The 26576-nt window shown below is 72.3% G+C and carries 22 protein-coding genes, 1 tRNA gene and 1 pseudogene; 12 read left to right on the forward strand and 12 right to left on the reverse strand.

The window, feature by feature from the left end:
• Positions 1–28: 28 nt before the first annotated feature.
• Positions 29–529 carry a pyridoxamine 5'-phosphate oxidase family protein gene (locus tag VGN74_RS09685; RefSeq protein ID WP_327447549.1) on the reverse strand — a complete coding sequence of 167 codons (501 nt, stop codon included), beginning with the start codon at positions 527–529 and terminating at the stop codon, positions 29–31.
• A 72-nt stretch (positions 530–601) separates the two neighbouring features.
• Positions 602–802 (reverse strand): hypothetical protein, encoded by a 201-nt coding sequence (locus tag VGN74_RS09690; protein ID WP_327447551.1) that lies wholly within the window; start codon positions 800–802, stop codon positions 602–604.
• Positions 803–1034: 232 nt separating this feature from the next.
• Between VGN74_RS09690 and VGN74_RS09695 the strand changes: the two genes are divergently transcribed.
• The 3 genes from VGN74_RS09695 to VGN74_RS09705 all read left to right on the forward strand — a co-directional run bounded on the left by VGN74_RS09695 (position 1035) and on the right by VGN74_RS09705 (position 5641).
• Positions 1035–3794 carry a hypothetical protein gene (locus VGN74_RS09695; protein WP_327447553.1) on the forward strand — a complete coding sequence of 920 codons (2760 nt, stop codon included), beginning with the start codon at positions 1035–1037 and terminating at the stop codon, positions 3792–3794.
• A gap of 135 nt (positions 3795–3929) precedes the next feature.
• Entirely contained in the window at positions 3930–4853 is a 924-nt protein-coding gene (locus VGN74_RS09700) for a sulfite exporter TauE/SafE family protein (RefSeq protein WP_327447555.1), read from the forward strand.
• The gene (locus tag VGN74_RS09705) at positions 4850–5641 is read left to right on the forward strand and encodes a TIGR02186 family protein (RefSeq protein WP_327447557.1); all 792 of its coding nucleotides are present in this window, start codon (positions 4850–4852) and stop codon (positions 5639–5641) included. Before VGN74_RS09700 ends, VGN74_RS09705 begins: the two co-directional genes overlap by 4 nt.
• Positions 5642–5862: 221 nt before the next feature.
• Here the strand turns inward: VGN74_RS09705 and VGN74_RS09710 are convergent, their stop codons facing one another.
• Complete coding sequence (locus tag VGN74_RS09710) at positions 5863–7092, reverse strand: PQQ-dependent sugar dehydrogenase (RefSeq protein WP_327447559.1); 1230 nt, start codon at positions 7090–7092, stop codon at positions 5863–5865.
• A 136-nt stretch (positions 7093–7228) separates the two neighbouring features.
• Between VGN74_RS09710 and VGN74_RS09715 the strand changes: the two genes are divergently transcribed.
• Positions 7229–7305 (forward strand) — tRNA-Met (locus VGN74_RS09715).
• A 59-nt stretch (positions 7306–7364) separates the two neighbouring features.
• Here VGN74_RS09715 and VGN74_RS09720 read toward each other — a convergent pair.
• From VGN74_RS09720 to lepA, 7 genes and pseudogenes are all read right to left on the reverse strand, one after another.
• On the reverse strand, positions 7365–8336 hold the full coding sequence (locus VGN74_RS09720; RefSeq protein ID WP_327447561.1) for a hypothetical protein: 972 nt from the start codon (positions 8334–8336) through the stop codon (positions 7365–7367).
• 70 nt (positions 8337–8406) lie between these two features.
• Complete coding sequence (locus VGN74_RS09725; protein ID WP_327447563.1) at positions 8407–8778, reverse strand: hypothetical protein; 372 nt, start codon at positions 8776–8778, stop codon at positions 8407–8409.
• A 142-nt stretch (positions 8779–8920) separates the two neighbouring features.
• The gene (locus tag VGN74_RS09730; protein WP_327447566.1) at positions 8921–9337 is read right to left on the reverse strand and encodes a hypothetical protein; all 417 of its coding nucleotides are present in this window, start codon (positions 9335–9337) and stop codon (positions 8921–8923) included.
• Between the two features lie 333 nt (positions 9338–9670).
• A pseudogene (locus VGN74_RS14595) lies at positions 9671–9763 on the reverse strand (hypothetical protein); the annotation flags it as partial.
• 39 nt (positions 9764–9802) lie between these two features.
• A complete protein-coding gene (locus VGN74_RS09735; protein ID WP_327447568.1) occupies positions 9803–11212 on the reverse strand; it encodes a hypothetical protein in 1410 nt (469 codons plus the stop codon).
• Complete coding sequence (locus VGN74_RS09740; protein ID WP_327447570.1) at positions 11209–11874, reverse strand: ATP-binding cassette domain-containing protein; 666 nt, start codon at positions 11872–11874, stop codon at positions 11209–11211. Before VGN74_RS09740 ends, VGN74_RS09735 begins: the two co-directional genes overlap by 4 nt.
• Before the next feature lie 128 nt (positions 11875–12002).
• Entirely contained in the window at positions 12003–13811 is a 1809-nt protein-coding gene (gene lepA, locus VGN74_RS09745) for a translation elongation factor 4 (protein ID WP_327447573.1), read from the reverse strand.
• Between the two features lie 117 nt (positions 13812–13928).
• On the opposite strand from lepA, the gene VGN74_RS09750 reads away from it, so the two are divergent.
• The 8 genes from VGN74_RS09750 (at position 13929) to VGN74_RS09785 (ending at position 22949) form a co-directional block, all read left to right on the forward strand.
• On the forward strand, positions 13929–15092 hold the full coding sequence (locus tag VGN74_RS09750; RefSeq protein ID WP_327447575.1) for an efflux RND transporter periplasmic adaptor subunit: 1164 nt from the start codon (positions 13929–13931) through the stop codon (positions 15090–15092).
• Positions 15093–15110: 18 nt separating this feature from the next.
• The gene (locus VGN74_RS09755) at positions 15111–18290 is read left to right on the forward strand and encodes an efflux RND transporter permease subunit (protein ID WP_327447577.1); all 3180 of its coding nucleotides are present in this window, start codon (positions 15111–15113) and stop codon (positions 18288–18290) included.
• Positions 18291–18364: 74 nt separating this feature from the next.
• The gene (gene motA, locus VGN74_RS09760) at positions 18365–19234 is read left to right on the forward strand and encodes a flagellar motor stator protein MotA (RefSeq protein WP_327447579.1); all 870 of its coding nucleotides are present in this window, start codon (positions 18365–18367) and stop codon (positions 19232–19234) included.
• A 114-nt stretch (positions 19235–19348) separates the two neighbouring features.
• Positions 19349–19600 carry a hypothetical protein gene (locus VGN74_RS09765; RefSeq protein WP_327447581.1) on the forward strand — a complete coding sequence of 84 codons (252 nt, stop codon included), beginning with the start codon at positions 19349–19351 and terminating at the stop codon, positions 19598–19600.
• A 205-nt stretch (positions 19601–19805) separates the two neighbouring features.
• Complete coding sequence (locus VGN74_RS09770) at positions 19806–20060, forward strand: hypothetical protein (RefSeq protein ID WP_327447583.1); 255 nt, start codon at positions 19806–19808, stop codon at positions 20058–20060.
• Positions 20061–20159: 99 nt separating this feature from the next.
• Positions 20160–21977 carry a tRNA (5-methylaminomethyl-2-thiouridine)(34)-methyltransferase MnmD gene (mnmD, locus tag VGN74_RS09775; protein ID WP_327447585.1) on the forward strand — a complete coding sequence of 606 codons (1818 nt, stop codon included), beginning with the start codon at positions 20160–20162 and terminating at the stop codon, positions 21975–21977.
• An 11-nt stretch (positions 21978–21988) separates the two neighbouring features.
• Complete coding sequence (locus tag VGN74_RS09780) at positions 21989–22417, forward strand: DUF6491 family protein (RefSeq protein WP_327447587.1); 429 nt, start codon at positions 21989–21991, stop codon at positions 22415–22417.
• Positions 22418–22523: 106 nt separating this feature from the next.
• A complete protein-coding gene (locus VGN74_RS09785; protein ID WP_327447589.1) occupies positions 22524–22949 on the forward strand; it encodes a DUF6491 family protein in 426 nt (141 codons plus the stop codon).
• A 7-nt stretch (positions 22950–22956) separates the two neighbouring features.
• Here the strand turns inward: VGN74_RS09785 and scpA are convergent, their stop codons facing one another.
• Both scpA and VGN74_RS09795 read right to left on the reverse strand, forming a co-directional pair.
• Positions 22957–25122 (reverse strand): methylmalonyl-CoA mutase, encoded by a 2166-nt coding sequence (gene scpA, locus VGN74_RS09790; protein WP_327447591.1) that lies wholly within the window; start codon positions 25120–25122, stop codon positions 22957–22959.
• Positions 25119–26501, reverse strand: coding sequence for a methylmalonyl-CoA mutase family protein (locus tag VGN74_RS09795; protein ID WP_327447593.1), 1383 nt, complete (start codon positions 26499–26501; stop codon positions 25119–25121). Before VGN74_RS09795 ends, scpA begins: the two co-directional genes overlap by 4 nt.
• Positions 26502–26576: the final 75 nt, after the last annotated feature.

Raw genomic sequence — 26576 nt, forward strand, 5'->3', positions numbered from 1 at the left:
AACCGGGGCGGCCCTTGCCCGCGCAGGCTCAGTCGAGGCGTACGTCGGCGCGGCCGCCGGTGTCCGGGAGCTCGCCCGTCACATTGGCTTTCAGCACCTCCAGCCCGAAGCGGATCGGTCCCTTGGCCGATAGCCAGACGCGGCCGTCCCCGCCGTCGAGCCGCAGCAGGGCCAGATGCGGGTCGTCCTGGCCGTCGGGGTACCAGGCGGCGACCACCGGGTTCCACCAGCGACGGATGCGCTCCGGATCGTTCTGCAGGGTCAGCCGTCCGTGGATCGAGGCCCACAGATCCTGGTCCTTCGAGGTGAAGGCGAAGATGGCGTCGGCGTCGCCCATGGCCACGGCCCGCGCCAGATCGGTGTCGTCCCGGGTGAAGAACCAGATCGAGCCCGTTTCCTCCTCGCGGAAGGCGGTCATGGGCTGGAGGTGCTCGCCGGGCCGGTCGAGGCCCAGCATGCCGGTGCTGGAGGACTTCAGATGACGCCAGAAGGCGCGTTCGGCCTCTTGCGGGCTCAGGGGATCGGACATGGGCTCCTCCGGGGACGGGGGTGAACGGGTCCGGGAAGGAGCGTCCGGGGAGGCGGGCGGTTCCGACCTGCGCTAGCGGACGGGCGCTCCGAACAGGGCGCCGAGATGGATCACGGCGAAGAAGACCACGGCGCCCGACACCAGCATGACGAAGCGCCACGGCACAATCCGCACGCCCCGCCTCGGGTCGGGCGGCAGGGCCCCGCGCCACCCGGCGAAGACCGCCAGGGCGAGGCTGGCGACCAGCAGGACGAGGGTGGCGGTCAGGGACATGCGGCAGGCCCGGCAGACTGGCGACGGGGCCGCATCTGGGGCGGTGCGCGTCTCCGGGCAAGGTTCTGTTAAGGATTAACCTGCCGTTAACCCTGTCCGGGCGATCTGGGTCGGCCGGTGCGAGGGCTGTCCACAGGAACATCGGTCGCCACCACATGTTGCGGTTAACCCTGCGTTTACACCCTTCATCTGGCCGCATAGCGTCTCAGGACGAGGTTGGGAGACGAATCAGGTGAGCGCAGCCGCGCCGTGGAGCGTGAAGGGGATCGACCCCAAGGCGCGCGAGATCGCCAAGGATCTGGCGCGGCGCTCCGGCATGACTCTCGGCGAGTGGCTCAACACCATGATCCTCGACGAGGAGGACGACGAGGGCGTGGTCCCGCTCGCCCGTCGCCCGCACGTCGCCGACATGTATGAGCGCCGCGGCCGGTCGCGCCGGCTGGACGACGCCTATCCGGGCGAGGACGACACCCTGCAGCGGGTCGCCGCCTCCGTGGAGGCCATCGCCGCCCGCCTTGAGGCCTCCGAGCGTCGCGCCACCATCGCCATCCAGGGTGTCGACCAGGCCGTGGCCGGACTGGTCCGCCGGCTGGACGCCCAGGACGGAAACCTGTCGACCCACGGCCGTCGCATCGACGACATCGCCGAGGAGCTGCGCGAGGGCCATCGCCGCCTGCGCCGCTTCGAGCAGGAGGTCGGACCGCAGACGGCGGAGTCGTTCAAGCGCACCGAGACCTCGGTCGCCGCCCTCGCCTCGCGCCTCTATGACATCGAGGAACGCCAGCGCACCGGCATGAACGAGCTGCGCGGGCAGCTCGAGGCGACCCAGGCGCGGCTGGAGCTGCGCGGGACCGGAACCATGGGCGCCGAAGAGGTGGAGCGCCTGCGCGCCCGCCTCGACCAGGCCCAGGAGAAGACCGGCGACGCCCTGCGCGCGCTGGAGGCGTCGTTCGCCCGGCTGGACCAGCGGCTCAGCGCCGCCGAGACCCGCGTCGAGCCCGAGGGCGCGCGCGAGGCGGCCCGCTTCGAGAAGCTGGCCGAGACCCTGTCGCGCCAGGTCGCCGACAGCCGCGAGGAGATGCTGCGCCGGCTGGAGACGGTCCAGCACGAGGGCCGGCTGGACCGCATCGAGCGCGCCGTCGAACAGGTCGGCGAACAGGCCCGGGCCGCCGAGGCGCGCAGCGCCGGGGCGGTCGAGGCGATGGGCCGCGAGCTGCTCAACATCGCCCGCAACCTCAACGGCCGCATGGAGCAGGTCGAGCGGACCGGCGGCGACGCGCTGAAATCCCTCCAGGCCGAGCTGGGCAGCCGTCTGGAGCGTGACAGCCGCCGTCTGGCCGAGACGCTCGAGCGTCGCCTGACCATCGCCGACGACCGCCACGCCCTGGCCATCGAGAAGCTGGGCGGCGAGATCAGCCGCATCTCGGAGCAGCTGTCCGAGCGCATCAGCGTGTCCGAGCGCCGCGCGGCCCAGTCGCTGGACGAGATCGGCGAGCGGCTGGCCCGCGCCACCGACAAGATCGAGCAGCGCTACGACCGCGCCTCGGGCGAGCTGGCCGAGCGCATGCGCCTGTCCGAGGAGCGCACCGCGCGTCTGCTGGCGGAGGCCAAACAGGCGATCGAGAGCCGTGACGAGGACCGTCGCGGCGACACCCCCGTCGCGCCGGTGCTGCTGTCGCCGGAATCGCTGGGGCCGCCGCCGATCCCGGCCGCCGCCGCGACGGCCCCGGACGGCGACTGGCGCGCCGCCGCCTTCCCCGAGACCTTCGAGGGCGAGGACAGCTGGGCCGCCGGGACCCAGCCCTTCCCCGCCGCGGCCGATCTCGCCGACGAGGCCCCGGCCGCGCCGGCGATGCGTCCGGTCAGCGGCTTCGGCCGCACCGACGAGGCGCCTCCGCCGGTGTTCGTGGCCCCGCCGTCGCCCGAGGCGGTCGAGGCGCCGGGCCTGCGCGACGAGGTTGTCGACGAGGCTCCGGTCGCGCCCGTGTTCGGCGGCTTCGGCGGCGCTGATGTGCGCGATGCGCTGGAGGCGACCGGCGCGGCGGTGCGCGATCCGGACAGTGACCCGGCCGAGCCCTTCGCCGCCGAGACCGAGTTCGTCGATCCGCGCCAGGTGCGCCGGGCCGGCAGCGCCCGCGAGGCGCTGGACGCCGCCCGCGCCGCCATGACCGCGGCCGACGCCAAACCGGCCCGCGCCGGCTTCGGCCTCAAGCGGGGCGGCAAGTCGCGGCTGCAGGAGCGGCTGGACAAGCAGGCCCGCAATGACGGCTCGACCGTGGGCAAGACCCTGATGGCCTCGGTCACGGCGGTGGCGGTCACCGGCAGCATCATCTGGGGCTACAACCATCTGAGCGGCCGGTTCGGCGCGCCCGTCCCGGCGGCGGACGGCGAGGAGGCCGCCCCGGTGGCCCTGACCCTGACGCCCGCCCCCGCGGTCCCGGCCGAGGTCGAGCGGCTCTACGACGAGGCTGTCGCGGCCTTGGACGCCGGTGATGCCGGGGCTGTCGCCGACATCACCGAGGCGGCCGAGGCCGGCAGCCGGCGCGCCCAGATGCACCTGGCCCAGCTGTACGAGACCGGCCAGGGCGGGCTGACCGCCGATCCGGCCCTGGCGCGCCAGTGGACGCGCCGCGCGGCCGAGGCCGGCGAGGCCCAGGCCCAGCACAGCCTGGCCATGTATCTGTTCGACGGCGTCGGCGGCGAGCGCGACCAGGCCGAGGCGGTGGACTGGTTCACCCGCGCTGCGCGGGCCGGCCTGACCGACAGTCAGTACAACCTCGCCCGGGTGTTCGAGACCGGGGCTGAAGGCGTGCCGGCCAACGCCAGCCAGGCCTACCTCTGGTACCTGATCGCCGCGCGCAACGGCGACGCCGAGGCCCAGGCCGCCGCCGACCGCATCGGTCTGGGGCTGTCCGAGGCCGCCCGTCGCGGCGCCCGTACGGCGGCGGATCGCTTCCAGGCCGAGCCGGTCGACGCCGTCGCCGAGGGCTGACGCCGTCCGGTCCGCCCGCGCCGGAGAGGCGAGGGCGGTGGCGTCGCCGCCGGGCTCGCGCTAGACCGCCCCGGTCGCCGTTTCGCCCCTGTCGCCGTCCGGCGCGTCGAGTTCCTCCAGCCGAAGGCGCGTCCTTTGGATATCTACCTGCCGATCGCCGAGGTTTCGGTGAACGCGCCCCTGCTGGTCCTGCTGGGGGCGGTGGTCGGGTTCGTGTCCGGCCTGTTCGGCATCGGCGGCGGTTTCCTCATGGCCCCGGTGCTGGTGTTTCTCGGCATTCCGCCGTCGGTGGCGGTGGCCAGCCAGGCCAGCCACGTGGTCGCCTCCTCCACCTCCGGCGTCATCACCTACACCCTGCGCCAGGGCGTCGACTTCCGCATGGGGGGGATCATGGCCCTAGGCGGCGCGCTCGGGGCGCTCGGCGGGGTCGAGCTGTTCCGCTATCTGCGCCTGCTCGGCCAGGCCGATCTGGTGGTGGCGGTCTCCTACCTCGTCTTCCTCGGGGCCATCGGCATCCTGATGCTGAAGGAGAGCCTGACCGAGATCCTCAACCGGCGACGCGGCCGGACGACGCCGCGCCCGGCGCGCCGGCGCCCGCTGTGGCTCTACGGCCTGCCCTGGCGCATGCGCTTCCCGCGCTCGGGCCTGTACATCAGCGCCCTGCCGCCGCTCGGCCTCGGCGTGTTCGCCGGAGTGCTGTCGGCCATCATGGGCGTCGGCGGCGGCTTCATCCTCGTGCCGGCCATGCTCTACATCCTGCGGATGCGGGCCCAGGTGGTGGTCGGCACCAGCCTGTTCCAGATCATCATCACCACCGCCATCACCACCGTGCTGCAGGCCGGGCGCAACCAGACGGTCGATGTGGTGCTGGCCACCCTGCTGCTGGTCGGCGGGGTGGTCGGGGCCCAGTACGGCGCCCGCCTGTCCAGCCGCTTCCGCGCCGAGGAGCTGCGCGCCGCCCTCGGGCTGATCGTGCTCATCGTCGGCCTGCAGATGGGTCTGGAGCTGTTCGTCCGGCCGGATGACATGTTCGCCTTCGCGCCTGGGGTGGCGCGATGATCCCCCCGGTCGTCATTCCCCCGCCGCCGGCCGAGAGCGTCGCCACCCTGAGCGAACCGGCCGTGGCCGCCGGCCTGACCGACGCCCGCATCCATGTCGACGCCGGCTTCACCGGGGCCTCGGTGACCCTGTTCGGGGCGGTGTTCAATCCGACCGACACGCCGGCGGATGTGATCGTCGTGGTGCGCGGCCCCGACGCCTCGCTGCGCCTCGTGCGCAAGCACCAGGTCGCCGGCCTGTGGCTCAACAGCCGGCCGGTGCTGTTCGAGGGCGCGCCCAGCTACTACGCCACCGCCTCGACCCGGCCGCTGGCCGAGATCGCCGACTTCGGCCAGCTGCGGCGGCTGGCCATCGGGCTGGATCACCTGCGCATCGACGCGCCGGAGGAGAGCCGGGTGGTGACCCGCTACGGGGTCCGCGACGTGGTCGTCAGCCGGCTGGGCGACGACTATCTCGACTGGCGCCGCGCCGTGATCCGGCTGAAGACCGAGGGCGGCCTCTACGCCAGCGACCCGGACGGGGTGCGCTTCGTCGACCGGGGCCTGTTCCGCGCCGACCTGACCCTGCCGGCCACGGCCCCGACCGGCCAGTACAACGCCCAGGTCTGGCTGTTCCAGGACGGGGCCCCGGTGTCGGTCACCAACCTGACCCTGACGGTGGAGAAGGTGGGGCTGGAGCGCGATGTCTACACCTTCGCCATGCGCCGCCCGTGGCTCTACGGCCTGTTCAGCGTGCTGCTCGCGGCCGGCGCCGGCTGGCTCGCCTCCCGCCTGTTCCGCGCGCGGTAGGGGAGGAGCGCGAGGCCCCTCCGTCTCGACGGCTTTGCCGTCGATCCACCTCCCCATTGCATGGGGAGGAGAACGCCTTTCCTCCCCACGGAGTGGGGAGGGGAACCGCATTTCCTCCCCATCGCAGATGGGGAGGGGGACCGCCGAAGGCGGTGGAGGGGTCCGGTCGCGAAGCGACCGGGGGCGGTGGAGGGGCGACGGCGCGCCCCCCCGCCGCCGCCTCAGCCCGCCGGGGCGAGGCGGACCAGCTGGCCGTCGTCCTCGTCGGTGATGACGTAGAGGGCGCCGTCGGCGCCGACCGCCACGTCGCGCAGGCGCTGGTTCAGATCCGTCAGCAGGCGCTCCTCGCCGACCACCCGGTCGCCGTTCATCACCAGCCGCGCCAGGTGCTTGCCGTTCAGCGCCGTGACGAACAGGTCGCCGCGCCAGGCCGGCACGAGGGCGGCGTCATAGAAGGTCATGCCGCCCGGGGCGATCGACGGGTCCCAGTAGTAGTCGGGCTGCACCACGCCGTCGCGGGCGGTGATCCCTTCCGAAATGGTCTGGCCGTTGTACTCGATGCCGTAGGTCACGTCCGGCCAGCCGTAGTTGGCCCCGGCGACCTCGAGGTTCAGCTCGTCGCCGCCGCGGGCGCCGTGCTCGATCGACCAGACCTGGCCGGTCGCGGGGCGCAGGGCGATGCCCTGGGCGTTGCGGTGGCCGAGGCTGAAGATCTCCGGCAGGGCCCCGGCGCGGCCGACAAAGGGGTTGTCGGCGGGCACGCTGCCGTCGGCGTTGATGCGCACCGTCTTGCCGTAGTGGCTGTCCAGCGCCTGGGCCTGGGGCCGGGTGGCGCGGTCCGAGCGCTCGCCCAGCGTCACATAGAGCCGGCCCTGGGCGTCGAAGGTCAGGGCCGAGCCATAGTGCATGCCGTTGCCGTAGGGCGGGATGGCGCGGAAGATGACCTGCACGTTGTCGACGCGGGCCCCGTCCGCAGACAGCTGGGCGCGGGCCACGGCGGTGCCGTTGCCGCTCTCGCCGCGCGGCTCGGAATAGCTCCAGTAGATCAGCCGGTCCTGCGCGAAGGTCGGGCTGATGATGACGTCCAGCAGGCCGCCCTGGCGCTGGGCGAACACCTCGGGCAGGCCGGCCACCGGGGCGCCGACGGTCCCGTCGGTCCCGATCACCCGCAGCCGCCCGGGCCGCTCGGTGACCAGCCAGCGCCCGTCGGGCAGCTGGGCCAGGCCCCACGGATGCTCAAGCCCGCGCGCCACCACCGTGTGCGCCAGCGCCACCGGCGTGACCACCGCCGGGGCGCGGGTCTGGCCGGCGAAGGCCGGGGCCTGGGTCGGGGCGTTGGCGGGCCGGGTCTCGACCGGGGTCCCCGGCGCGGCCGGCCCTGTGGCCTCCTGGGCCGAGCAGGCGGTGGCGACGGCGGCGAGGGCGGCGGCGGCGAGCCAGACGTGGCGCATCAGGGGTCTCCCGGACAAATCAGATGGCGTTGATCTAGCCTAGCGCGCCCGCGGCCGTCGCGCGACTTGCCGACGCGCCCCGGCGAGGCTATAGGCCCCGTCTCTCGACGCCGGGGTCCTCGACCGACCCGGCCGGGGCTGGGTAGCTCAGCTGGTTAGAGCGGTGGATTCATAACCCACAGGTCGGCGGTTCGAGCCCGCCCCCAGCCACCACTATTTGCCTTTATGTTCAAAGGGTTGAATCTGGCGGCGCCGGCGTTCGCCTATGAGGCTCAGGGCGACTCGTCCGGCGCGGCGTCGGCCTCCAGCGCCCGGCGCATGGCGTCGGCGACGGCGGCGAGATTGGCCCGTCCCCCGGCCCGCGACTGGTCGGCGCGGTAAAGACCGCGAAGAAAGGCCCGATCCCAGCGCGTCAGACCGTCGGCCGCTTCGTCCCCGGCCTCGAACAGGTTCAGGACTGACGGGTATTCCGGGGTTGCGCCCGCCTCGATCCGGGCGAGCGCCGGCAGGACCATGTAGTCCGCCACCTGCGCGAAGCTGGCGGCGTCCAGCGCCTTGACGTCCAGAACGATGACCACCTGCAGCAGGTCGTCCCGCTCCTGGGCCGAGATGAGCGACGGGGGCGTCGTGCGGACATTGCCGGTGAAGCTGTTCGGCGTTGTCAGGTTCTGGCCGTCCCATGTGGGCGGGGCCTGTCCAGGCAAGCGGTTCAAGGGCGTCCCGGTGTTGCTGTCGACCGGCAGGCTCACGTGCCACCAGCGCACGGGCGCGCCGGAGGTCTCGAAGCTCCGTAGCGCCGCCGCGCCCGCGTCGGCGCCGCGGACGCCGATGCGGAAGTCGCGCGGGCGACGCCGGACCAGTTCGCGGGCGGTGGCGTCGCCATCGTCGCTCGCCACGATAAGGATATTGGGCCGGCACCCGGGTTCGCCGACGCGAAGCTCAAGGCGCGACGCCCATCCCGAGATGTGGTCCGCCAGCATCCGCGCGGGTTCCGGCTGCAGCCCGCCGACACCGACGCAGACGGGCTGGCCCCAGAGCGCCATTTCACGCCCGGGGCCGGGGGCCGCCACCGTTCGCACAAATGACAGTGAGGCGGCGCCGTTCGGCAGGGCGGCGATGACCACCTCATCCACCTCGGTGACGTCCGGATCCTGCGGCGGGAACGGACCGGACGCCGCCTGGGGGCCGCCCGCCGGCGAGCTTGCGGTCAGGAGCAAGGCGCTGAAGGCGAGGGCGGCGGTCACGAGGCCCCCGTGTGGAGCATCCGCGGCGCTTCGGGCCCCCCCGTCCGCCGTGCCGACGGTGCGCCAGCGTTCACGGACGCGGCGCCTCTTGCGGGGCCGGCGTGCGCTGCCGGGCGGCCTCGACCAGCAGGACGGTCAGGAGGGTCATCAGGGCGGCCACCGCGGTGAAGCCGCCGCCGGTCAGCGCGAACGGCGCCGTCACGATCACCGTCGCCAACGTCGCGACCAGGATGACGCCGAACCAGGCCAGGAAGCGCAGGGGCGGCCCCTCGCGCCCCATGGCGCGACGGATCGGGGGCCTGTCCAGCGCCGAGACGGTCGGAACTGTCCCGGCGGCGACGAGCGCGCCGGTCGAAAGCGAGAGCAGACGCGACAGGCCTTCCCCGACCGCGAAGGTCAGCCCGAGGCCGACGGCGACGATGAGTACGGCGGTGATGCGCATGGCCGACGCCTCCTGTGCTTCCCTGAACGCTGCCGCAAACGGCGAGATCGGTCAACCACGGCGGGTATCGCGGCAGGCCCCTCCGTCTCGCCGGCTTCGCCGTCGATCCCCCTCCCCATTGCATGGGGAGGAGAGGCGTCTTTCATCCCCGCTGGCGCGCCGAGTCGGGCTGGGCCGCCTGTTCGGCGTCCAGCCGGTCCAGCAGGGCGTGGGCCGCCGCGGCGGTGGGGGCGGCCAGGTGGCGGCGGTTGTCGAAGTGCATGTCGATGACGCGGCCCCAGTCCGGGAAGAACGGATCGGTCGTCACCACCACGGTGAAGGTGCGCGGGGCGGGGGTGGAGCCCAGCCGGCGGTAGAGGGCGGCGATGCGGCCGAGGCCCGGGATGTCGAGGTCGGAGAACGGGGCGTCCTCGTGCAGCACCCAGTTCCAGTCGGCCGTCTCCGGGTGCGCCTCCAGGAACGCCGTCACGGTCGCCTCGAAGGTCGCCCAGCGCGCCCCGGCCGGGATCCTGACAGTGACCCGCCGGCGTGGCGGGTCCGGTTCGGTAGTGACCTGCACGTCCTGCCCCTGGCCTCGCGTTGCGTTTCCCGGTCACGGCGCCGGTCTTTCGCCCGCGTCCGTCACGTTACTGTAACGAAACGAATGCGTTGGCCCAACCGCTTCGGGGGCGACTTGTGGTCACGTTCCGGGGAGCGGGTCCGGTCGCCCCTCCGTCTCGCCACCCGCTCGCCTGGCGGCCGGGCCCCTCCACCGCCCCCCGGTCGCTTCTCGACCGGACCCCTCCACCGCCTTCGGCGGTCCCCCTCCCCACTGCGTGGGGAAGAAAACGACTCTCCTCCCCATGCAATGGGGAGGTGGATGGACGGCGAAGCCGGCGAGACGGAGGGGCCCTCAGTCCCCGTCCCTCTTGAGGGCGGCGATGAAGGCGTCCTGCGGAATCTCGACCCTGCCGACCTGGCGCATCCGCGTCTTGCCTTCCTTCCGGTCACGCCGCCGCGGGCTCAGGCTGCGCCGCGGCTCCCTTCACCCGATCAGCCCTCCGCCCGCATTCAGATAGAAGTACCAAACGATCAGCAGGACGAGCCGGGGCGCGGTGGCGGAGCGGGTCAGGGCGCCGAGGGTGATCGCGGCGGCGGCAGAGGCGGCGCCCACGGCGCCCGCTTCCAGGAGGATGCGCGTGTCGCCCGTCGCCAGTCCCGGCGCGGCCGCCGGCGCCGTCATCACCAGTGCGAGAACCATGCCCGCCAGCACAAAAGCGATCCGGCGCGCGGTCGGGGCGAGGGCGGCGGTCCGGGTCAGCGCCAGCAGACCCTTCTGCTCGCTGCGGCCCGCATGAGCCGTGGCCGCAAACACCAGCACCAGCATCGCCGTCGGCCCGGCTATCGACCAGGGCGCGAAAAGGCTGACGGCGGCCGCTACGGCCATGGCCAGCAGGCCTTTCCGGTTCCCGGCCATCAGCCGCGCCTCGGCCATCACCAGCGCCACGCCCGGCAGCATGCCGAAGCGGGCGGGCCGGGCGCGCGGATCGGCGGGACGCGCCTGAGCCGGCTCCAGAATCTTCAGCCAGCCCGCCGTCTTGCGGGTCTTGCCGGCCACATGGGGCGTGTAGATCAGGCCCGCCAGCAGGGGGATCAGGGCGGCCACGGCCAGCCAGCTCAGGCGGGCCGCCAGATAGCCGTCGGCCATGACGCCGCTCATGACGTCAAGGTGGATCGGCGCGCCGTCCGGGGGAATTCTCGCTCCGCCGATGACGAAGGCGTCCGTGCCGCCCTGGCCGTAGGTGATCGGGGACATGAAGCCGGGCAGGTCCGTCATGTTGGCGGCGTATCCCCCGGTTTGTCCGCCGACCATGACGAACACCAGCGAGCCCAGCCAGAAGACGAAGAACAGGACCTCGCCCAGCGGGCCGCGGGTCCAGGGGCGGGCGTCGAACATCACGCGCAGCGCGGCGACCATGGCCAGAGGCGGGGCGGCGATGACCCACAGGGTCAGGATGATGCTGGCGGGGTCAACCTCGTTCAGGGGCAGCAACAGCAGGGCCAGGAGACAACCCGCCGCCGTCGTCGCCGCGAGCACGGCGGCGAGGACGGCGACGTCCGCCAGCCAGCGGCCGTAGGCGATCGAGGCGCGGCCGGCGGGGCTGACCTCCTCGACCTGCCACGGCTGGCGACGGGTGACATTGGCGCGGAGATAGATGAAGGCCACGGGCAGCAGCAGGGTGGCGATGACCACCCCGAGCGTGACGCCAAGTACGGGCGAGGTCAGCCAGGGAATGCGGTTGTCCACGGCGATCAGGGTCGAGTCCGCCCCCCGCGCCGCGATCATGAAGCGCGCCCCGACGGGCGCCACCAGCAGCAGGATCCACAGGCCCGCGCTGCGCCCGTAGCGGGTCAGCGAGGTGGCCATGGACGATCGGACGACGGCCAGGCTCATGCAGCGTGTCCTGCGACGGGCGTCAGCGCGCCCCCCTCGACCCGGAGCACGGCCATGCCGCCGCTGATGGAGTCGGTCAGATGGGAGGTCATGATGACCACGGCGGTCTGCGCGGCGCGGCTTATCAGGGCGCCGACCTGCTCGCGCGATTCCGCGTCCAGTTCAGCCGTGGGTTCGTCCAGCGCCAGCAGTCGGGGGGATCCCAGCAGGGCCTGGGCGAACACCAGCCGCCGCCGCATGCCGCCCGAAAAGGTCGAGATCCTGCCGTTGGCGTCGGCGCCCAGGCCCAGGGCCTCCAGCAGCAGGCGGAACTGGGCGTCGGCGTCCCGGGTGTTCAGGCCCTTCAGGGCCGCCATGTGCAGCCCGAACTCGCGGGCCGTCAGGTCTTCCGGCAGGTCAACGGCCTGCGGAGCGTAGCCCAGTCCGCGCCGCAGCCGGCGCCGCGCGCCCGGCAGGGCCTTGCCCTCCCAGAACAGGGCGCCGCTGCCGGGCTTCTCGGCGGTGGCGCAGAGGCGCAGCAGGGTCGACTTGCCCGCGCCGCTGGGCCCCGTCAGCAGGGTCAGGCCCCGGGGAAAGGTGTGGCTCACGGCCTCCAGCACCGGCTTGCGGCCGTAACGGCGCGAGACCTTTTCAAGCCGAAGGCACGGGGATGCGTCGCTCATGGCGGACCCGGACATCTACGGGATCCCTCTGATCCCGTAGATGTTCTAGGAGCCGCGCCGACGTCTCGACCAGTTAATTGCGGGACATGACTTTCCGGCAAGGTTCGGCGTGTTTCGCCCCCTGCAGATCAGTCCCCGTCCATCTTGAGGGCGGCGATGAAGGCTTCCTGCGGAATCTCGACCTTGCCGAACTGGCGCATCCGCTTCTTGCCTTCCTTCTGCTTCTCCAGAAGCTTCTTCTTGCGGGTGGCGTCGCCGCCGTAGCACTTGGCGGTGACGTCCTTGCGCAGGGCGCGGACGGTCTCGCGGGCGATGATCTTGCCGCCGATCGCCGCCTGGATCGGGATCTGGAACAGGTGCGGCGGGATCAGCTCCTTCATCTTCTCGACCATGCTGCGGCCGCGCGCCTCGGCGCGTGAACGGTGCACCAGCATCGACAGGGCGTCGACCGGCTCGGCGTTGACCAGGATCGACATCTTCACCAGGTCGCCGGGGCGGTAGTCGCTGAGCTCGTAGTCGAAGCTGGCGTAGCCCTTGGAGATGGACTTCAGCCGGTCATAGAAGTCGAACACCACCTCGTTCAGCGGCAGGTCGTAGACGACCATGGCGCGGGTCCCGACGTAGGACAGCTCCTTCTGCTCGCCACGACGGTCCTGGCACAGCTTGATGACGCCGCCGAGGTATTCGTCCGGGGTGAAGATGGTGGCCTTGATCCAGGGCTCGGCGATCTCGAGGATCTGCATCACGTCCGGCATGTCGGCCGGGTTGTGCAGCTCGATCTCCGAGCCGTCGCGCAGCTTCATCTTGTAGACCACCGACGGGGCGGTCGCGATCAGGTCGAGGTTGAACTCGCGGCTCAGGCGCTCCTGGATGATCTCCAGGTGCAGCAGGCCGAGGAAGCCGCAGCGGAAGCCGAAGCCCAGCGCCGCCGAGGACTCCATCTCGTAGTTGAAGCTGGCGTCGTTGAGGCGCAGCCGGGCGATGGCGGCGCGCAGGTCCTCGAAGTCGGCGGCGTCGGTCGGGAACAGGCCGCAGAACACCACCGACTGGACGTCCTTGAAGCCCTTGAGCGGCTCGGCGGTCGGCTTCTTCTCGTCGGTGATGGTGTCGCCGACGGCGGCGTGGGCCACTTCCTTGATCTGGGCGGTGATGAAGCCGACCTCGCCGGGCCCGAGGCTCTCGACCGGGGTGTTCTTGGGCAGGAAGACGCCGACCCGGTCGACCAGGTGGGTGGTGCCGTTCTGCATGAACTTGACGCGCTGACCGGCCTTCAGCGTGCCGTCGAACACGCGCACCAGCAGCACGACGCCGAGGTAGGGGTCGTACCAGGCGTCGACCAGCATGGCCTTCAGCGGCGCGCTGGCGTCGCCCTTCGGCGGCGGCAGGCGGGTGACGATGGCCTCCAGCACGTCCTCGATGCCGAGGCCGGACTTGGCGCTGCATTCGATGGCGTCGGAGGCGTCGAGGCCGATGACTTCCTCGATCTGGGCCTTGACCCGCTCCGGCTCGGCGGCGGGCAGGTCTATCTTGTTCAGGACCGGGACGATCTCGTGGTTGTTGTCGATGGCCTGGTAGACGTTGGCCAGGGTCTGGGCCTCGACCCCCTGCGACGCGTCCACGACCAGAAGCGAGCCCTCGCAGGCGGCCAGCGACCGGCTGACCTCATAGGCGAAGTCGACGTGGCCCGGCGTGTCCATCAGGTTCAGGACGTAGGTCTCGCCGTCCTTCGCCGTGTAGTTCAGGCGCACGGTCTGCGCCTTGATGGTGATGCCGCGCTCCTGTTCGATCTCCATGTTGTCGAGCACCTGCTCGCGCATCTCGCGCGCGGTCAGGCCGCCGGTGAACTGGATCAGCCGGTCCGACAGGGTCGACTTGCCGTGGTCGATGTGGGCGACCACGGAGAAATTGCGGATCCGCGAAATCGGGGGAGTCGTCATGCGGCGCCCGCTACCACGGCTGGCCGGGCGCGCCAATGCGACCGGGCGGCGGGTTCGGGCATTACAAGCGCGTAATGCGGCGAAGGCGCGGTTTGTAGCCTCGACGGTTCAGTTTATATGCAGAGCCTCCTCCCGAACCTCTTCCATGGGGAATTCCGCGTGACCGACTGGAGCCGGGCCCTGGGCCTGATCGCCGTATCCACGCTGGTGCTGGCCGGCTGCGGCGAGGGGAGCGGGGGCGAGACGGCCCAGGCGGCCGCCGGGCAGACCGTGACCGCCGCCACCGTGAGCCAGGTCAGCCTGTCGCGCACCGTGACCGCTTCCGGCACCATTTCGCCCTGGGAGGATGTGCCGGTCGGCGCCGAGGTCGGCGGGCTGGTGGCCACCCAGGTGCTGGTCGATGAAGGCCAGTATGTCCGTCAGGGCCAGGTGCTGGTGCAGCTGAACGACGCCCTGTTGCAGGCGGATCTGCGCGCCCAGGAGGCCTCCGTGGCCCAGGCCGAGGCCAATCTGGCGCGCGAGACAGCCGAGCTCGGCCGGGCCGGTGAGCTGCGCGAGCGCGGGTTCCTGTCCCAGGCCTCTCTCGACCAGGCCATCTCCGAGGAGCGCTCGGCGCGCGCCACGCTGGAGCAGGCACGGGCCCAGCTGTCGGCCACGCGCACCCGGCTGGACCAGACGCGCGTGCGCGCGCCTGTGGCCGGGCTGGTGTCGGCCCGCAACGTCACCCGCGGCCAGATCGTCGAGGCCGGGACCCAGCTGTTCCGGCTGGTCCGCGACGGCCGTCTGGAGCTGGACGCCCAGGTGCCCGAGGCCGAGCTGGCGCTGGTGCGGCCGGGGCAGGGGGCAAGCCTGACCTCCGACCAGGCCGGGTCGACCACCGGTACGGTCCGCATCGTCACGCCGCAGGTGGATCCGCAGACCCGGCTCGGGGTCGCCCGCATCGCCATTCCCTCGGGCTCCGGCCTGCGCCCGGGCATGTTCGCCCGCGCCGAGATCGACGTGGGGACCCAGCCGGTGCTGGCCATCCCGTCCTCGGCCATCGTCTATCGCGAGGGCCAGCCGGGGGCCTATGTCATCGGCCGCGGCGACACTGTGACCTTCACCCGGGTCAACCCGGGCGTGCGCCAGGGCGATCTGGTGGCCATCGGCGACGGCCTCGCCGCCGGTCAGCGGGTGGTGGTCCAGGGCGCCGGCTTCCTCGGCGAGGGCGACCGCGTCCGGGTGGCGCCTGCGGTGGCGACCGGCCCCGCCGCGCCGGCCGCGCCCCCGGCCACGAACTGAGCCTGACCGGTCAGAGCCATGAACTTCAACAACATCTCCTCCTGGTCGATCCGGAACCCGATTCCGATCGTCCTGCTGTTCGTGGTCCTGACCCTCGCCGGGCTGATCAGCTACCAGCGGCTGGCCATCAACAACTTCCCCAACGTCGACCTGCCGGTGGTGGCGGTCACGGTGGTGCAGTCGGGGGCCGCCCCGACCGAGCTGGAGACCCAGGTCACCCGTCTCGTCGAGGACGCTGTGGCCGGTCTCGGCGACGTCGACGAGATCACCTCGGTGGTCAATGACTCGGTCTCCACCACCTCGATCACCTTCGAGCTGGGCGTCGACCTGGAGAAGGCCACCAACGACGTCCGCAACGCCATCGCCGGCATCCGCCAGAACCTGCCGGCCGATGTGCAGGAGCCGGTGATCCAGCGCATCGAGTTCACCCAGTTCCCGATCGCCACCTATGTGGTGCGCGCACCCGGCATGAATCCGGAAGAGCTCAGCTGGTTCGTCGACAATACGGTGGCCAAGCGCCTGCTCTCGGTCGAGGGCGTCAGCCAGGTCAGCCGCGATGGCGGCGTGGCCCGGGAGATCCGCATCAAGCTGGATCCGGCGCGGCTGGCGGCCCAGGGCGTCACGGCGGCGGCGGTGTCGAACCAGCTGCGGGCCCAGAACATCAACCTCCCCGGCGGCCGCGGCGAGATCGGCGGCGAGGAGCAGGCCATCCGCACCCTCGGCTCGGCGCCCTCGGTCGAGGCCCTGCGCGAGACCCTGATCCCGGTCGGCGGCCGCTCCGTGCGTCTCGGCGACCTCGGCGAGGTCACGGACGAATGGGCCGAGCCTCGCGGCCGCGCCCGCTTCAACGGCCAGGAGGTGGTGGGTTTCTCCATCAGCCGCTCCAAGGGCTCGTCGGAACTGGCGGTCTACGAGACCACCAAGGCCGAGATCGAACGCCTCGACGCCGAGCTGGACACGCTCAGCATCGAGGAGGTGACCAACACCACCCAGGACGTGATCAACAACTTCCACGCCTCGGTCGAGGCGCTGGTGCTCGGCGCCGGCCTCGCGGTGCTGGTGGTGTTCGTGTTCCTGCGCGACTGGCGGGCGACCTTCATCGCCGCCGTGGCCATGCCGCTCAGCCTGATCCCGACCTTCCTGATCATGGACCTGACGGACCAGTCGCTGAACGTCGTGACGCTGCTGGCCCTGTCGCTGACCATCGGCATTCTCGTGGACGACGCCATCGTCGAGATCGAGAACATCGTCCGGCACATACGCGACGGAAAGGCGCCCTATCCGGCGGCGATCGAGGCGGCGGACGAGATCGGCCTGGCGGTGATCGCCACCACAGCGACCCTGATCGCCGTGTTCGCCCCGACCGGCTTCATGCCCGGCGTGGTCGGCCAGTTCTTCAAGAGCTTCGCCATCGCCGCCTGCGTCAGCGTCTTCTTCTCGCTGGTGGTGGCGCGGACCCTGACCCCGCTGATGGGGGCCTATATGCTCAAGGCCAATCAGGGCGAGGAGCACGCCGACCCGCGCTGGATGTCCGGCTATCTGCGCCTGCTCGACTGGGCGCTGGGGGACTCAGGGCGCGACCCCAACGCGCCGAAGCCGCGCCGCAGCCTCGGCGCCCGTGTGATGGGCCGGGTGCGGGATCATCGCATGTGGGTGATGGGCGGCGGCGCCCTGTTCTTCGCCGGCTCGCTCGGCCTGGCGGCGATGCTGCCGTTCGAGTTCATCCCGCCCGAGGACCTGTCGCGCTCCAACATCACCATCCAGCTGCCGCCCGGGTCGACGCTGCAGGAGACGGACGCCGTGGTGCGGCGGGTCAGCGACGAGCTGACGGCGAGGCCCGAGGTGCGGTCGGTCTATGCCTCGATCGGTTCGGCCACCACCAGCTTCGGTCCCGGCGGCGGCTCCAGCGCCGGCGAGGTGCGTCGAGCCTCCATCACCGTGAACCTGGTCAAGAAGAGCGAGCGGTCGATCCGCCAGCAGGCCTTCGAGCAGGAGATGGGCGCGCAGTTGCGCGAGATCCCCGGCGCCCGGGTGCAATTCGGCCAGGAAGGCGGCGGCGGCGGCATCGTCTCCATCGCCCTGGTGGGCGACGACCCGGAACAGCTGCAGGCGGCGGCCGCGGCGGTCGAGCGCGAGATGCGCGGCGTGCCGGGCCTCACCAACGTCATCTCCTCGGCCGCCCTGGTGCGGCCGGAGATCCTGATCACCCCCAAGGCCGACATCGGCGCCCTGCAGGGGGTATCGGCGGCGGACATCAGCAGCGTCGCCCGCGTCGCCACCCTCGGCGACGCCGACCAGCTGCTGCCCAAGTTCAACCTCGGCGACCGGCAGATCCCGATCCGGGTCATGCTGCAGGAATCCGCCCGCTCGGATCTGGCCCTGCTGGAGAACCTGCAGGTGCCGACGGCCTCGGGCCAGGCGGTGCCGCTCAGCTCCGTCGCCGACATCAGCTTCGGGGCGGGTCCGAACCAGATCGATCGTCTGGATCGCCAGCGGGTGGCCCGCCTGACCGCCGAGCTGAACGGCATCACCCTGGGCCAGGCGTCCGAGCGGGTGAACGCCCTGCCGTCGATGGAGAACCTGCCCGCCGGCGTCCGTCAGGCGGTGTCGGGCGAGCTGGAAAACCTGCAGGAGACCGGCTCGGGCTTCATGTTCGCCATCATCACCGGCATCCTGCTGATGTACGTCGTGCTGGTGTTGCTGTTCCGCAGCTTCTTCCACCCGATCACCATCCTGGCGGCGCTGCCCGTGTCGTTCGGCGGGGCCTTCTTCCTGCTGCTGGTGACCGGCAAGGCCCTGTCGATGCCGGCCCTGATCGGCATCATCATGCTGACCGGCATCGCTGCGAAGAACTCCATCCTGCTGGTCGACTACGCCATCATCGCCATGCAGCGGGGCATGGCGCGGCGCGAGGCCATCATCGACGCCGCCCACAAGCGGGCCCGGCCGATCATCATGACCACCATGGCCATGGGGCTGGGCATGCTGCCGATCGCCGTGGCTTTCGGCGAGGGCACGGAGTTCCGCAGCCCCATGGCCATCGCCGTGATCGGCGGCCTGATCACCTCGACGGCCCTGTCGCTGGTGTTCGTGCCCGCCGCCTTCAGCCTGATCGACGGGCTCAAGGTGCGGCTGGAGCGGCGGCTGTACCGGCTGACCCACCGGCAGCACGGCGAGGCCCCGACCCCGGCGGAGTGACGCCGGGGTCGCAACCGCCCCTTAAGCATTAACCGTCATGGTCCGGGCTCTCTGCCTCGGGGCCCGGACGTTTCATGTTCCAGATCATCGGCATCGTGCTGCTCTTCGCCATGGTGTTCGGCGGCTACACCATCGCCGGCGGCAAGATGTACGTCATCCTCAAGTCGCTGCCGTACGAGATGATGATGATCGGCGGCGCGGCGGTGGCCGCGCTGGTCATGTCCAATTCCGCCGCGACGCTGAAGGGCACCGCCGGCGGCCTCGGCAAGGTGTTCGCCGGGCCGAAGTGGAAGAAGCAGGATTACAAGGACCTGCTGTCGCTGCTGTTCCAGCTGACCAAGACGATGAAGTCCAAGGGCGTCATCGCGCTGGAAAGCCACATCGAGAAGCCCGGCGAGAGCACCATCTTCCAGAAGTACCCCAAGGTGCTGAAGGACCACTTCGCCACCGACTTCATCTGCGACACCCTGCGGATGATGACCATGAACCTCGAGGATCCGCACCAGATCGAGGACGCCATGGAGAAGCAGCTGGAGAAGCATCACCACGAGGCGCTCGGGCCGGCCCACGCCCTGCAGAACATGGCCGACGCCCTGCCGGCGCTGGGCATCGTCGCGGCGGTGCTGGGGGTGATCAAGACCATGTCCGCCATCACTGAGCCGCCGGAAGTGCTGGGCGGCATGATCGGCGGCGCCCTGGTCGGCACCTTCCTCGGCGTGTTCCTGGCCTATGGCCTGGTCGGCCCGCTGGCCGCCCGCCTGAAGGAAATCGTCGACGAGGAAGCCGCCTACTACAAGATCATCCGGTCGGTGCTGGTGGCCCACCTGCACGGCAACGCCGCCCAGATCTCGGTCGAGATCGGCCGCGGCGACATTCCGTCGGTGGCCCAGCCCAGCTTCGCCGAGATGGAAGAGGCGCTGCAGAACGCGCCGGCGGACGCCTGATCGCACAAGACTTCACATTCCCGTGAGGTTTTCGCTTGCGGGAGCGCTCACGGTTCCGTTATCAGGACGGTGCGGGGATTCATGACCTCGCTCACCCTTCTGAAGGATACACCCATGCGCATCGTCGCCCTGATCGCCGCCTCGGCCGCCGCCCTGGCCGTCGCCGCCTGCCAGCCGGCCGCCGAAGAAGCCCCGGCCGCCGAAGCCGAAGCCGCCGCTGAAGTGGCTGCCGACGCCGCCGCCACCGCCGAAGAAGCCGCCACCGACGCCACCGCCGCCGCCGGCGAAGCTGCCGTGGCCGCCGAAGGCGCGATGGCTCCGGAAGCCGCTCCGGCTGCCGAAGCCGCTGCTCCGGCCGCTCAGTAATCGCTTTTGCGATGGGCGGTCCCTCGGGATCGCCTGCGGGAAGGGGGTCGTCATCGACGGCCCCCTTTTTCGTGCCCGCAATCTCCCCCTGCCGGGCGAAGTCGGACGCCGATTTTCGCCTCTCGCTTGCCGAGGGGCTCACGTTTCCGTTATCACGGGGGCGCGGGGCCTCATGATCCCGCTCACCCTTCTGAAGGATACACCCATGCGCATCGTCGCCCTGATCGCCGCCTCGGCTGCCGCCCTGGCCGTCGCCGCCTGCCAGCCGGCTGCTGAAGAAGCCCCGGCCGCCGAAGCCGAAGCCGCCGCTGACACGGCTGCTGACGCCGCCGCCACCGCCGAAGAAGCCGCCACCGACGCCGCCGCCGCCGCTGGCGAAGCCGCCGTGGCCGCCGAAGGCGCGATGGCTCCGGAAGCCGCTCCGGCTGCCGAAGCCGCCGGCGAGGCCCACTCGCAGTAATCGCTTTTGCGATGGGCGGTCCTTCGGGATCGCCTGCGGAAGGGGGTCGTCATCGACGGCCCCCTTTTTCGTGCGCGCGATCCGGCGCATGAGGCGGCCATGAGCGATGCCGCCGATCTCGACTGGACGCCCGAGGGGGCCCCCGTCTCGCGCCAGTTCGGCGACGTCTACTTCTCGCGCGAGGACGGCCTGGCCGAGACCCGCGCCGTCTTCCTCGCCGGCTGCGGCCTGCCGGAGGCCTGGGCCGGGCGCCCGCACTTCACCGTGGCCGAGCTCGGCTTCGGCACCGGGCTGAACATCGTCGCCCTGCTGGATCTGTGGATGCGCCATCGCCCGGCCGGCGGGCGACTGTCGATCTTCACCGTCGAAGCCCATCCCCTGTCGCGGGAAAGCGCCGCCCGGGCGCTCTCGGCCTGGCCCGAGCTGGCCGGACCGGCGCAGCGCCTGCTCGAGGTCTGGCCGCGCGCCACGCCGGGCTTCCATCGCGCCGCGCTGGAGGACCTCGGGGTGACGCTGGACCTCGCCGTCGGCGACGCCGCCGAGGTTCTCGGCCGCTGGTCGGGTCAGGCCGACGCCTGGTTCCTCGACGGCTTCGCCCCCTCCGCCAACCCCGGCATGTGGTCCGACGCCGTGCTGGACGCGGTGGCCGCGCGCTCGGCCCCGGGGGCGCGGGCGGCCACCTTCACCGTCGCCGGCGCGGTGCGCCGCGGCCTGCAGGCGCGTGGCTTCCAGGTCGACAAGCGGCCCGGCCACGGGCGCAAGCGCGAGCGGCTGGAGGCGGTCGCCCCGGCCGGGACGCGGGCCCCGACGCCAGGCCGCATCGTCATCGTCGGCGGCGGCATCGCCGGCCAGGCCGTCGCCCGGGCGCTGGCGGCGCTGGGGGTCAGGCCGCTGCTGCTCGAGGCGGACCAGCCGGGGGCCGGCGCCTCGGGCTTTCCGGCCGCGCTCGTCACCCCGCGCCTCGACGCCGGCGACGTGGCCGTGGCGGCCCTGTACGCCCAGGCGCTGGAACGGGCCGGGGACCTGTATCGCGCTGTCCCGGGGGCGGTGCTGGCCGAGGGGGTGCTGCAGCTGGCCGGCCAGGCCCGGGACGCGGCGCGCTTCGACAAGGTGGCGGTTCAGCCCTGGTGGGGCGGGGCGATGACGCCCCTGACGCCGGAGGCGGCCGCCGCGCGGCTGGGGGCGCCGGCGGAGGTCGCCGGACTGTGGATGGGCCCGGCCCTCGCCCTGGCCCCCGCCCCGGTGCGCGACGCCTGGCTCACGGACATCGAGGTCCGGCGCGGGCGGGTGGTCGGCGTGACGGCGGCGGAGGACGGCTGGCGACTGGCGCTGGAGGGCGGCGACGAGGTCGGGGCCGACGCCATGGTGGTCACGGCCGGCTGGGGCGCAGCCGGGCTGCTGCCGCGGCTCGGTCTGGCCCCGGTGGCCGGTCAGGCCGACTGGAGCGCGGGCGAGGCGCCGCCGGTCGCCGCCGCCTGGGGCGGCTATGCCGTGCCGACGGGCGCGGGCCTGCTGTGGGGCGCCACCCACGACCGGGGCGAGACCGCGCCGGTCCCGTCGGAGGCCGCCTCGGCCCGCAACCTGGCGACGCTCGAGGCACGGCTGCCGGGGCTGGCGGCGGCGGTGCGCGACCGGCCGGTGCAGCGGCGGGCGGCCGTACGCGCCACCACGCCCGACCGTCTGCCCCTGTGCGGCGAAATCCCGGGCGCGCCGGGGCTGTGGGTGCTGGGGGGGCTGGGGTCGCGCGGCTATTGCGCCGCCCCCTTGCTGGGCGAGCACATCGCGTGCAGGTTGATGTCGGTCCCCTCGCCCCTGCCGGCCGATCTGGCGGCTCGGGTGGCGCTGGACCGCCTCGTCCAGGGAACCGCGGCGTTCAGCAAGGGTTCATCCGGCGAGGTTGACCTTCGCCGTTCCTGATCCGGAGACTGATGATGCGCATCCTGACTCCTGCCGGCCTCGCCCTGGCGACAGTTATCGCCGCCTGCGCCCCGGTGAACGCGCCGACGCCCGGCGAGACGGACACGGCGGCCGAAGCCGCCTCGGCCAGCCCCTGCTTCTACGGCAGCCAGATCCGAAACTTCCGCACCGAGCGGAACCAGAAGATCTATGTCCGGACCAGCCGCGATGACGTCTATGAACTGGTGACCAGCGGGGCTTGTCTCGATCTGGACGGAGCGATCGGCCTCGCCTTGGTGTCGCGTTTCGGCGGTGCGTCCGATCGTCTGTGTCCATCCGACCAAGTCGAGGTGGTCGCTGGCCGCGCCGGCGGCGTCGACCGCAGCCCCTGCTATGCCCGGATCGAGCGGCGTCTGACGGCCGAGGAACTGGCGGCCCTGCCGAGTCGCTCGCGACCCTGAAGCGGACGCACGTTGACGGCGAACCCTGACGGCGCGATTGTCGGGAAGGTTGAAGGGCGCGCGGGATTTGTCCTGCGGAACAGGCCCTCGCCGAGGGAGAGACGACATGCGCCCAATCCTCGCCGTGACCCTCGCCGCCGGTCTGACCGGTGTTCTGGCCGCCAGTTGCGCCCCGGCGGTCCAGACGCCGCTTGAGCGGGCGGAGTTGAGGCCGAACGCCATCCGCCACTGTGTCTATCCCGGTCAGGTCCGGGCGTTCCGCGCGGCAGGCGATGGCGCACTGATCGTCCGGGCCGGTGAAGGGGCGGTCTATCGCGTGCGGGCCCCCGGGCTCTGTCCGGATCTGGAGCGGGCGGTGACGCTGTCGCTGCGGCCGCTGCCGGCGTCGTCCACGCGTCTGTGCCGTGGCCAGGACGTCGAGATCTTCATCGAGCAGCCGCGGCCGACCATGGCGGCGCCCTGCCAGGCGCGCGTCGAGGCCGTGCTGACGGCGGAACAGATCGCGGCCCTGCCGCCGGAGCTGCGGCCCTGATTGACGCTCACCCCTTCTGGGCGTAGCCGCGGCGCAGGTTCAGCTTTTCGATCAGGTCGATGGCGGTCTCGGCCACGACCGAGCCGGGCGGATAGACCGCCGCCACCCCGGCGTCGAGCAGGGGCTGGACGTCGGCCGGCGGGATGACGCCGCCGACCACCACCATGATGTCCTCGCGGCCCAGCTTCTTCAGCTCGGCGATGAGCTGCGGGGCCAGGGTCAGGTGCCCGGCGGCCAGCGACGAGGCTCCGACCACATGCACGCCGCGCGCCACGGCGTCGCGGGCGGCTTCGGCCGGGGTCTGGAACAGGGGGCCGGCGATGGCCTCCAGCCCGAGGTCGCCATAGGCGGTGGCCACCACCTTCTGGCCGCGGTCGTGGCCGTCCTGGCCCAGCTTGGCGATGAGGATGCGCGGCGGACCGCCATCATTCTCGACGAAGGCGGCGACCATCTCGCGGGCCCGGGAGACGCGGGCGTCGGCGCCGGCCTCGCGGCCATAGACGCCGGAGACGGTCTTCACCTCGGCCACATGGCGGCCGAAGGCGGCCTCCAGCGCGTCGGAGATCTCGCCGACGGTGGCCTGGGCGCGGGCGGCGCGCACCGCCAGCTCCATCAGGTTGGCGTCGCCGCGGGCCCCGGCGGTCAGGGCGTCGAGGGCGGCGCGGGTCGCCGTCTCGTCGCGGCCGGCGCGCAGACGTTTCAGCTTGTCGATCTGGGCCGCCAGCACCGCGGCGTTGTCGACCTTGAGCACCGGGATGTCGTCGACGGCGTCGGACAGGTAGCGGTTCACGCCCACGACCGTCTGCTGGCCCGTGTCGATGCGGGCCTGGGTGCGGGCCGCCGCCTCCTCGATGCGCAGCTTGGGCACCCCGGCCTCGATCGCCTTGGCCATGCCGCCCAGGGCCTCGACCTCGGCCATGTGGGCGCGGGCGCGATCGGCCAGCTCGTGGGTCAGGCGCTCGACGTAGAAGCTGCCGCCCCAGGGGTCGATCACCCCGGTCAGGCCGGTCTCCAGCTGCAGCAGCAGCTGGGTGTTGCGGGCGATGCGGGCCGAGAAGTCGGTCGGCAGGGCCAGGGCCTCGTCGAGGCTGTTGGTGTGCAGGCTCTGGGTCTGACCCCCGGCGGCGGCCATGGCCTCGACCATGGTGCGGCTGACGTTGTTGAACACGTCCTGGGCCGCCAGCGACCAACCGGAGGTCTGGCAGTGCGCCCGCAGCGACAGGGAGCGCGGGTCCTTCGGGGCGAACTCGCGCTGCACCGCCTCGGCCCACAGCAGGCGGCTGGCGCGCAGCTTGGCCACCTCCATGAAGTAGTTCATGCCGATGGCCCAGAAGAACGACAGGCGCGGCGCGAACGCGTCGACATCGAGCCCCGAGGCGACCCCGGCGCGGATGTACTCGATGCCGTCGGCGAGGGTGTAGGCCAGCTCCAGATCAGCCGAGGCCCCGGCCTCCTGCATGTGGTAGCCGCTGATCGAGATGGAGTTGAAGCGCGGCGTCTCCTGCGCGGTCCAGGCGAAGATGTCCGCGATGATCCGCATGCTGGGCGCCGGCGGATAGATGTAGGTGTTGCGGACCATGAACTCCTTGAGGATGTCGTTCTGGATGGTCCCGGTCAGGGCGGCGTGGGGCACGCCCTGCTCCTCGGCCGCGACGACATAGAGGGCCAGCACCGGCAGGACGGCCCCGTTCATGGTCATCGACACCGACATCTGGTCCAGCGGGATGCCGTCGAACAGGGTGCGCATGTCGAGGATGGAATCGATCGCCACCCCGGCCATGCCGACGTCGCCGGCGACGCGCGGGTGGTCGGAATCGTAGCCCCGGTGGGTGGCCAGGTCGAAGGCGATCGACAGGCCCTTCTGCCCCGCCGCGAGGTTGCGGCGGTAGAAGGCGTTGGACTCCTCGGCGGTGGAGAAGCCGGCGTACTGGCGGATGGTCCAGGGGGCGCCGGCGTACATGGTCGGATAGGGGCCGCGGCCATAGGGAGCCAGGCCCGGCAGGCCGTGGATGCCGTCCAGTCCGGCGAGGGCGTCTGGCCCGTAGGCGGGGGCGACCTCGATCCCTTCCGGCGTGCGCCAGGGGGCGCGGGCGGGGCCGGTCGGGAGGGCGCCGGGCAGGTCGAGCGGCAGGCCAATGTCGAGGGCGGCGTAGTCAGGGAAGCGGACGCTCATCGGGCGGCCTCCGGCTCGAGGGCGGCGGCGAGGGGCAGGGGGCTGAGCGGCGCGATCTGGCCCAGCGCGGCGGGGGGCGGCGGCAGGGGCGCCGCCGGGGCCGGGCGCGGCTCGGGGTCGACGAAGCGGGTGACGCCGACGAGGGCCTTGCCGCCCCCGGCATGGGCTGCCTCCAGCGCCGCGCGGGCCTCGGCCACACGCGCCTGGAACGCCCCGGCCAGCAGGCTGGCGGCCAGCCCGCCCTCGGCCTCGAGGCGCTGGAACTCGGCCCAGCCGGCGGCGGCGAGGTCGCGGGTGCGGGCGTCGAGGAACCAGGAGCCGGCGGCGGGATCGTCGACCCGGCCGAGGTGGGCCTCCTCCATCAGCACCAGCTGGGTGTTGCGCGCCTGGCGCCGGGCGAAGGCGTCGGGGCGGCCGGCGGCGCGGGTGAAGCCGTCCAGCACGATCGCCTCGGCCCCGCCCACGGCCCCGGCGAAACCCGCGGCGGTCAGTCTGAGCAGATTGGGCCAGGGGTCGCGCGCGGCCAGCATGCGCCGCGACGAACGCACCTCGATGCGCGTCGGCAGGTCGAGCCCGAGCGGCGCGGTCAGCCCCGCCCAGATCAGCCGCAGGGCGCGGACGGTCGCCAGGGCGTCGAAGTATTCGGCGTCGACCGTCAGCCCCAGCCACAGGCCGCGCGCGGCGCGATCCAGCGGCAGGCCGGCCTCGATCCCGGCCTTGAGCAGGGCCAGGGCGCTGGCGGCAGCGAAGCCCAGCGCCTGGGCGTTCGTGCCGCCGGCCTCGTGCACGACCCGGCCCGAGGCGAGGAAGAAGTCCGCCTCCGGATAGGCTCCGGCGTGGCGCGCGGCGGTGTTGGCCGCCAGCGTCAGGTGTTCGGCGATCGGCCGCGGCGCTCCGCCGGCGGCGGCGAAGGCCGACAGCGGGTCCATGTGGAACATCAGCCGGGCGCGCGGCGCGCCCTTGGCGGCGACGGCCAGGGCGTTGGCGGCGTCGGGCCCGTCAATGCCGGCGTCCAGCCCGACCGGCGCCAGCTCCAGCGCAACATCTTTCAGGGCGGCGCCCAGCGGGTCGGGGTCGGCCAGCACCGCTCCGGACAGGAGCAGCGAGGCGGCCCCGTTCTGCAGGTCGGTCAGGGCCTCCGCATTGGCCTCGGCCGGGCTGTCGGCCTCGACCGCCATGCGCAGGTCCCAGGCGCGGCCGTCGGCGTCGGCGGCGCGCGGCGCGCTGACCGGCGCGATCCCGTCGTCGGCCGTGTAGAGCGGCGCGATGGCCAGCCCGTCGCGGTCGCGCCGGGTCAGGTCCTCCAGCGGCCGGTCCTTCAGCGCCTTGCGCGCTGCAGCTTCCCAGGCCTCCCGCGTCGGCGTTCTGAACGCGCCCATCGCTGTCTCCCTTTTCGGCGCCCCCTATGGCCCATCCCGGCGCCGGGCGCCAAGCCGGGGGTGGCCGCCCCGGCC

The sequence above is a fragment of the Brevundimonas sp. genome, from assembly GCF_035998205.1.
Classification (GTDB): Bacteria; Pseudomonadota; Alphaproteobacteria; order Caulobacterales; family Caulobacteraceae; genus Brevundimonas.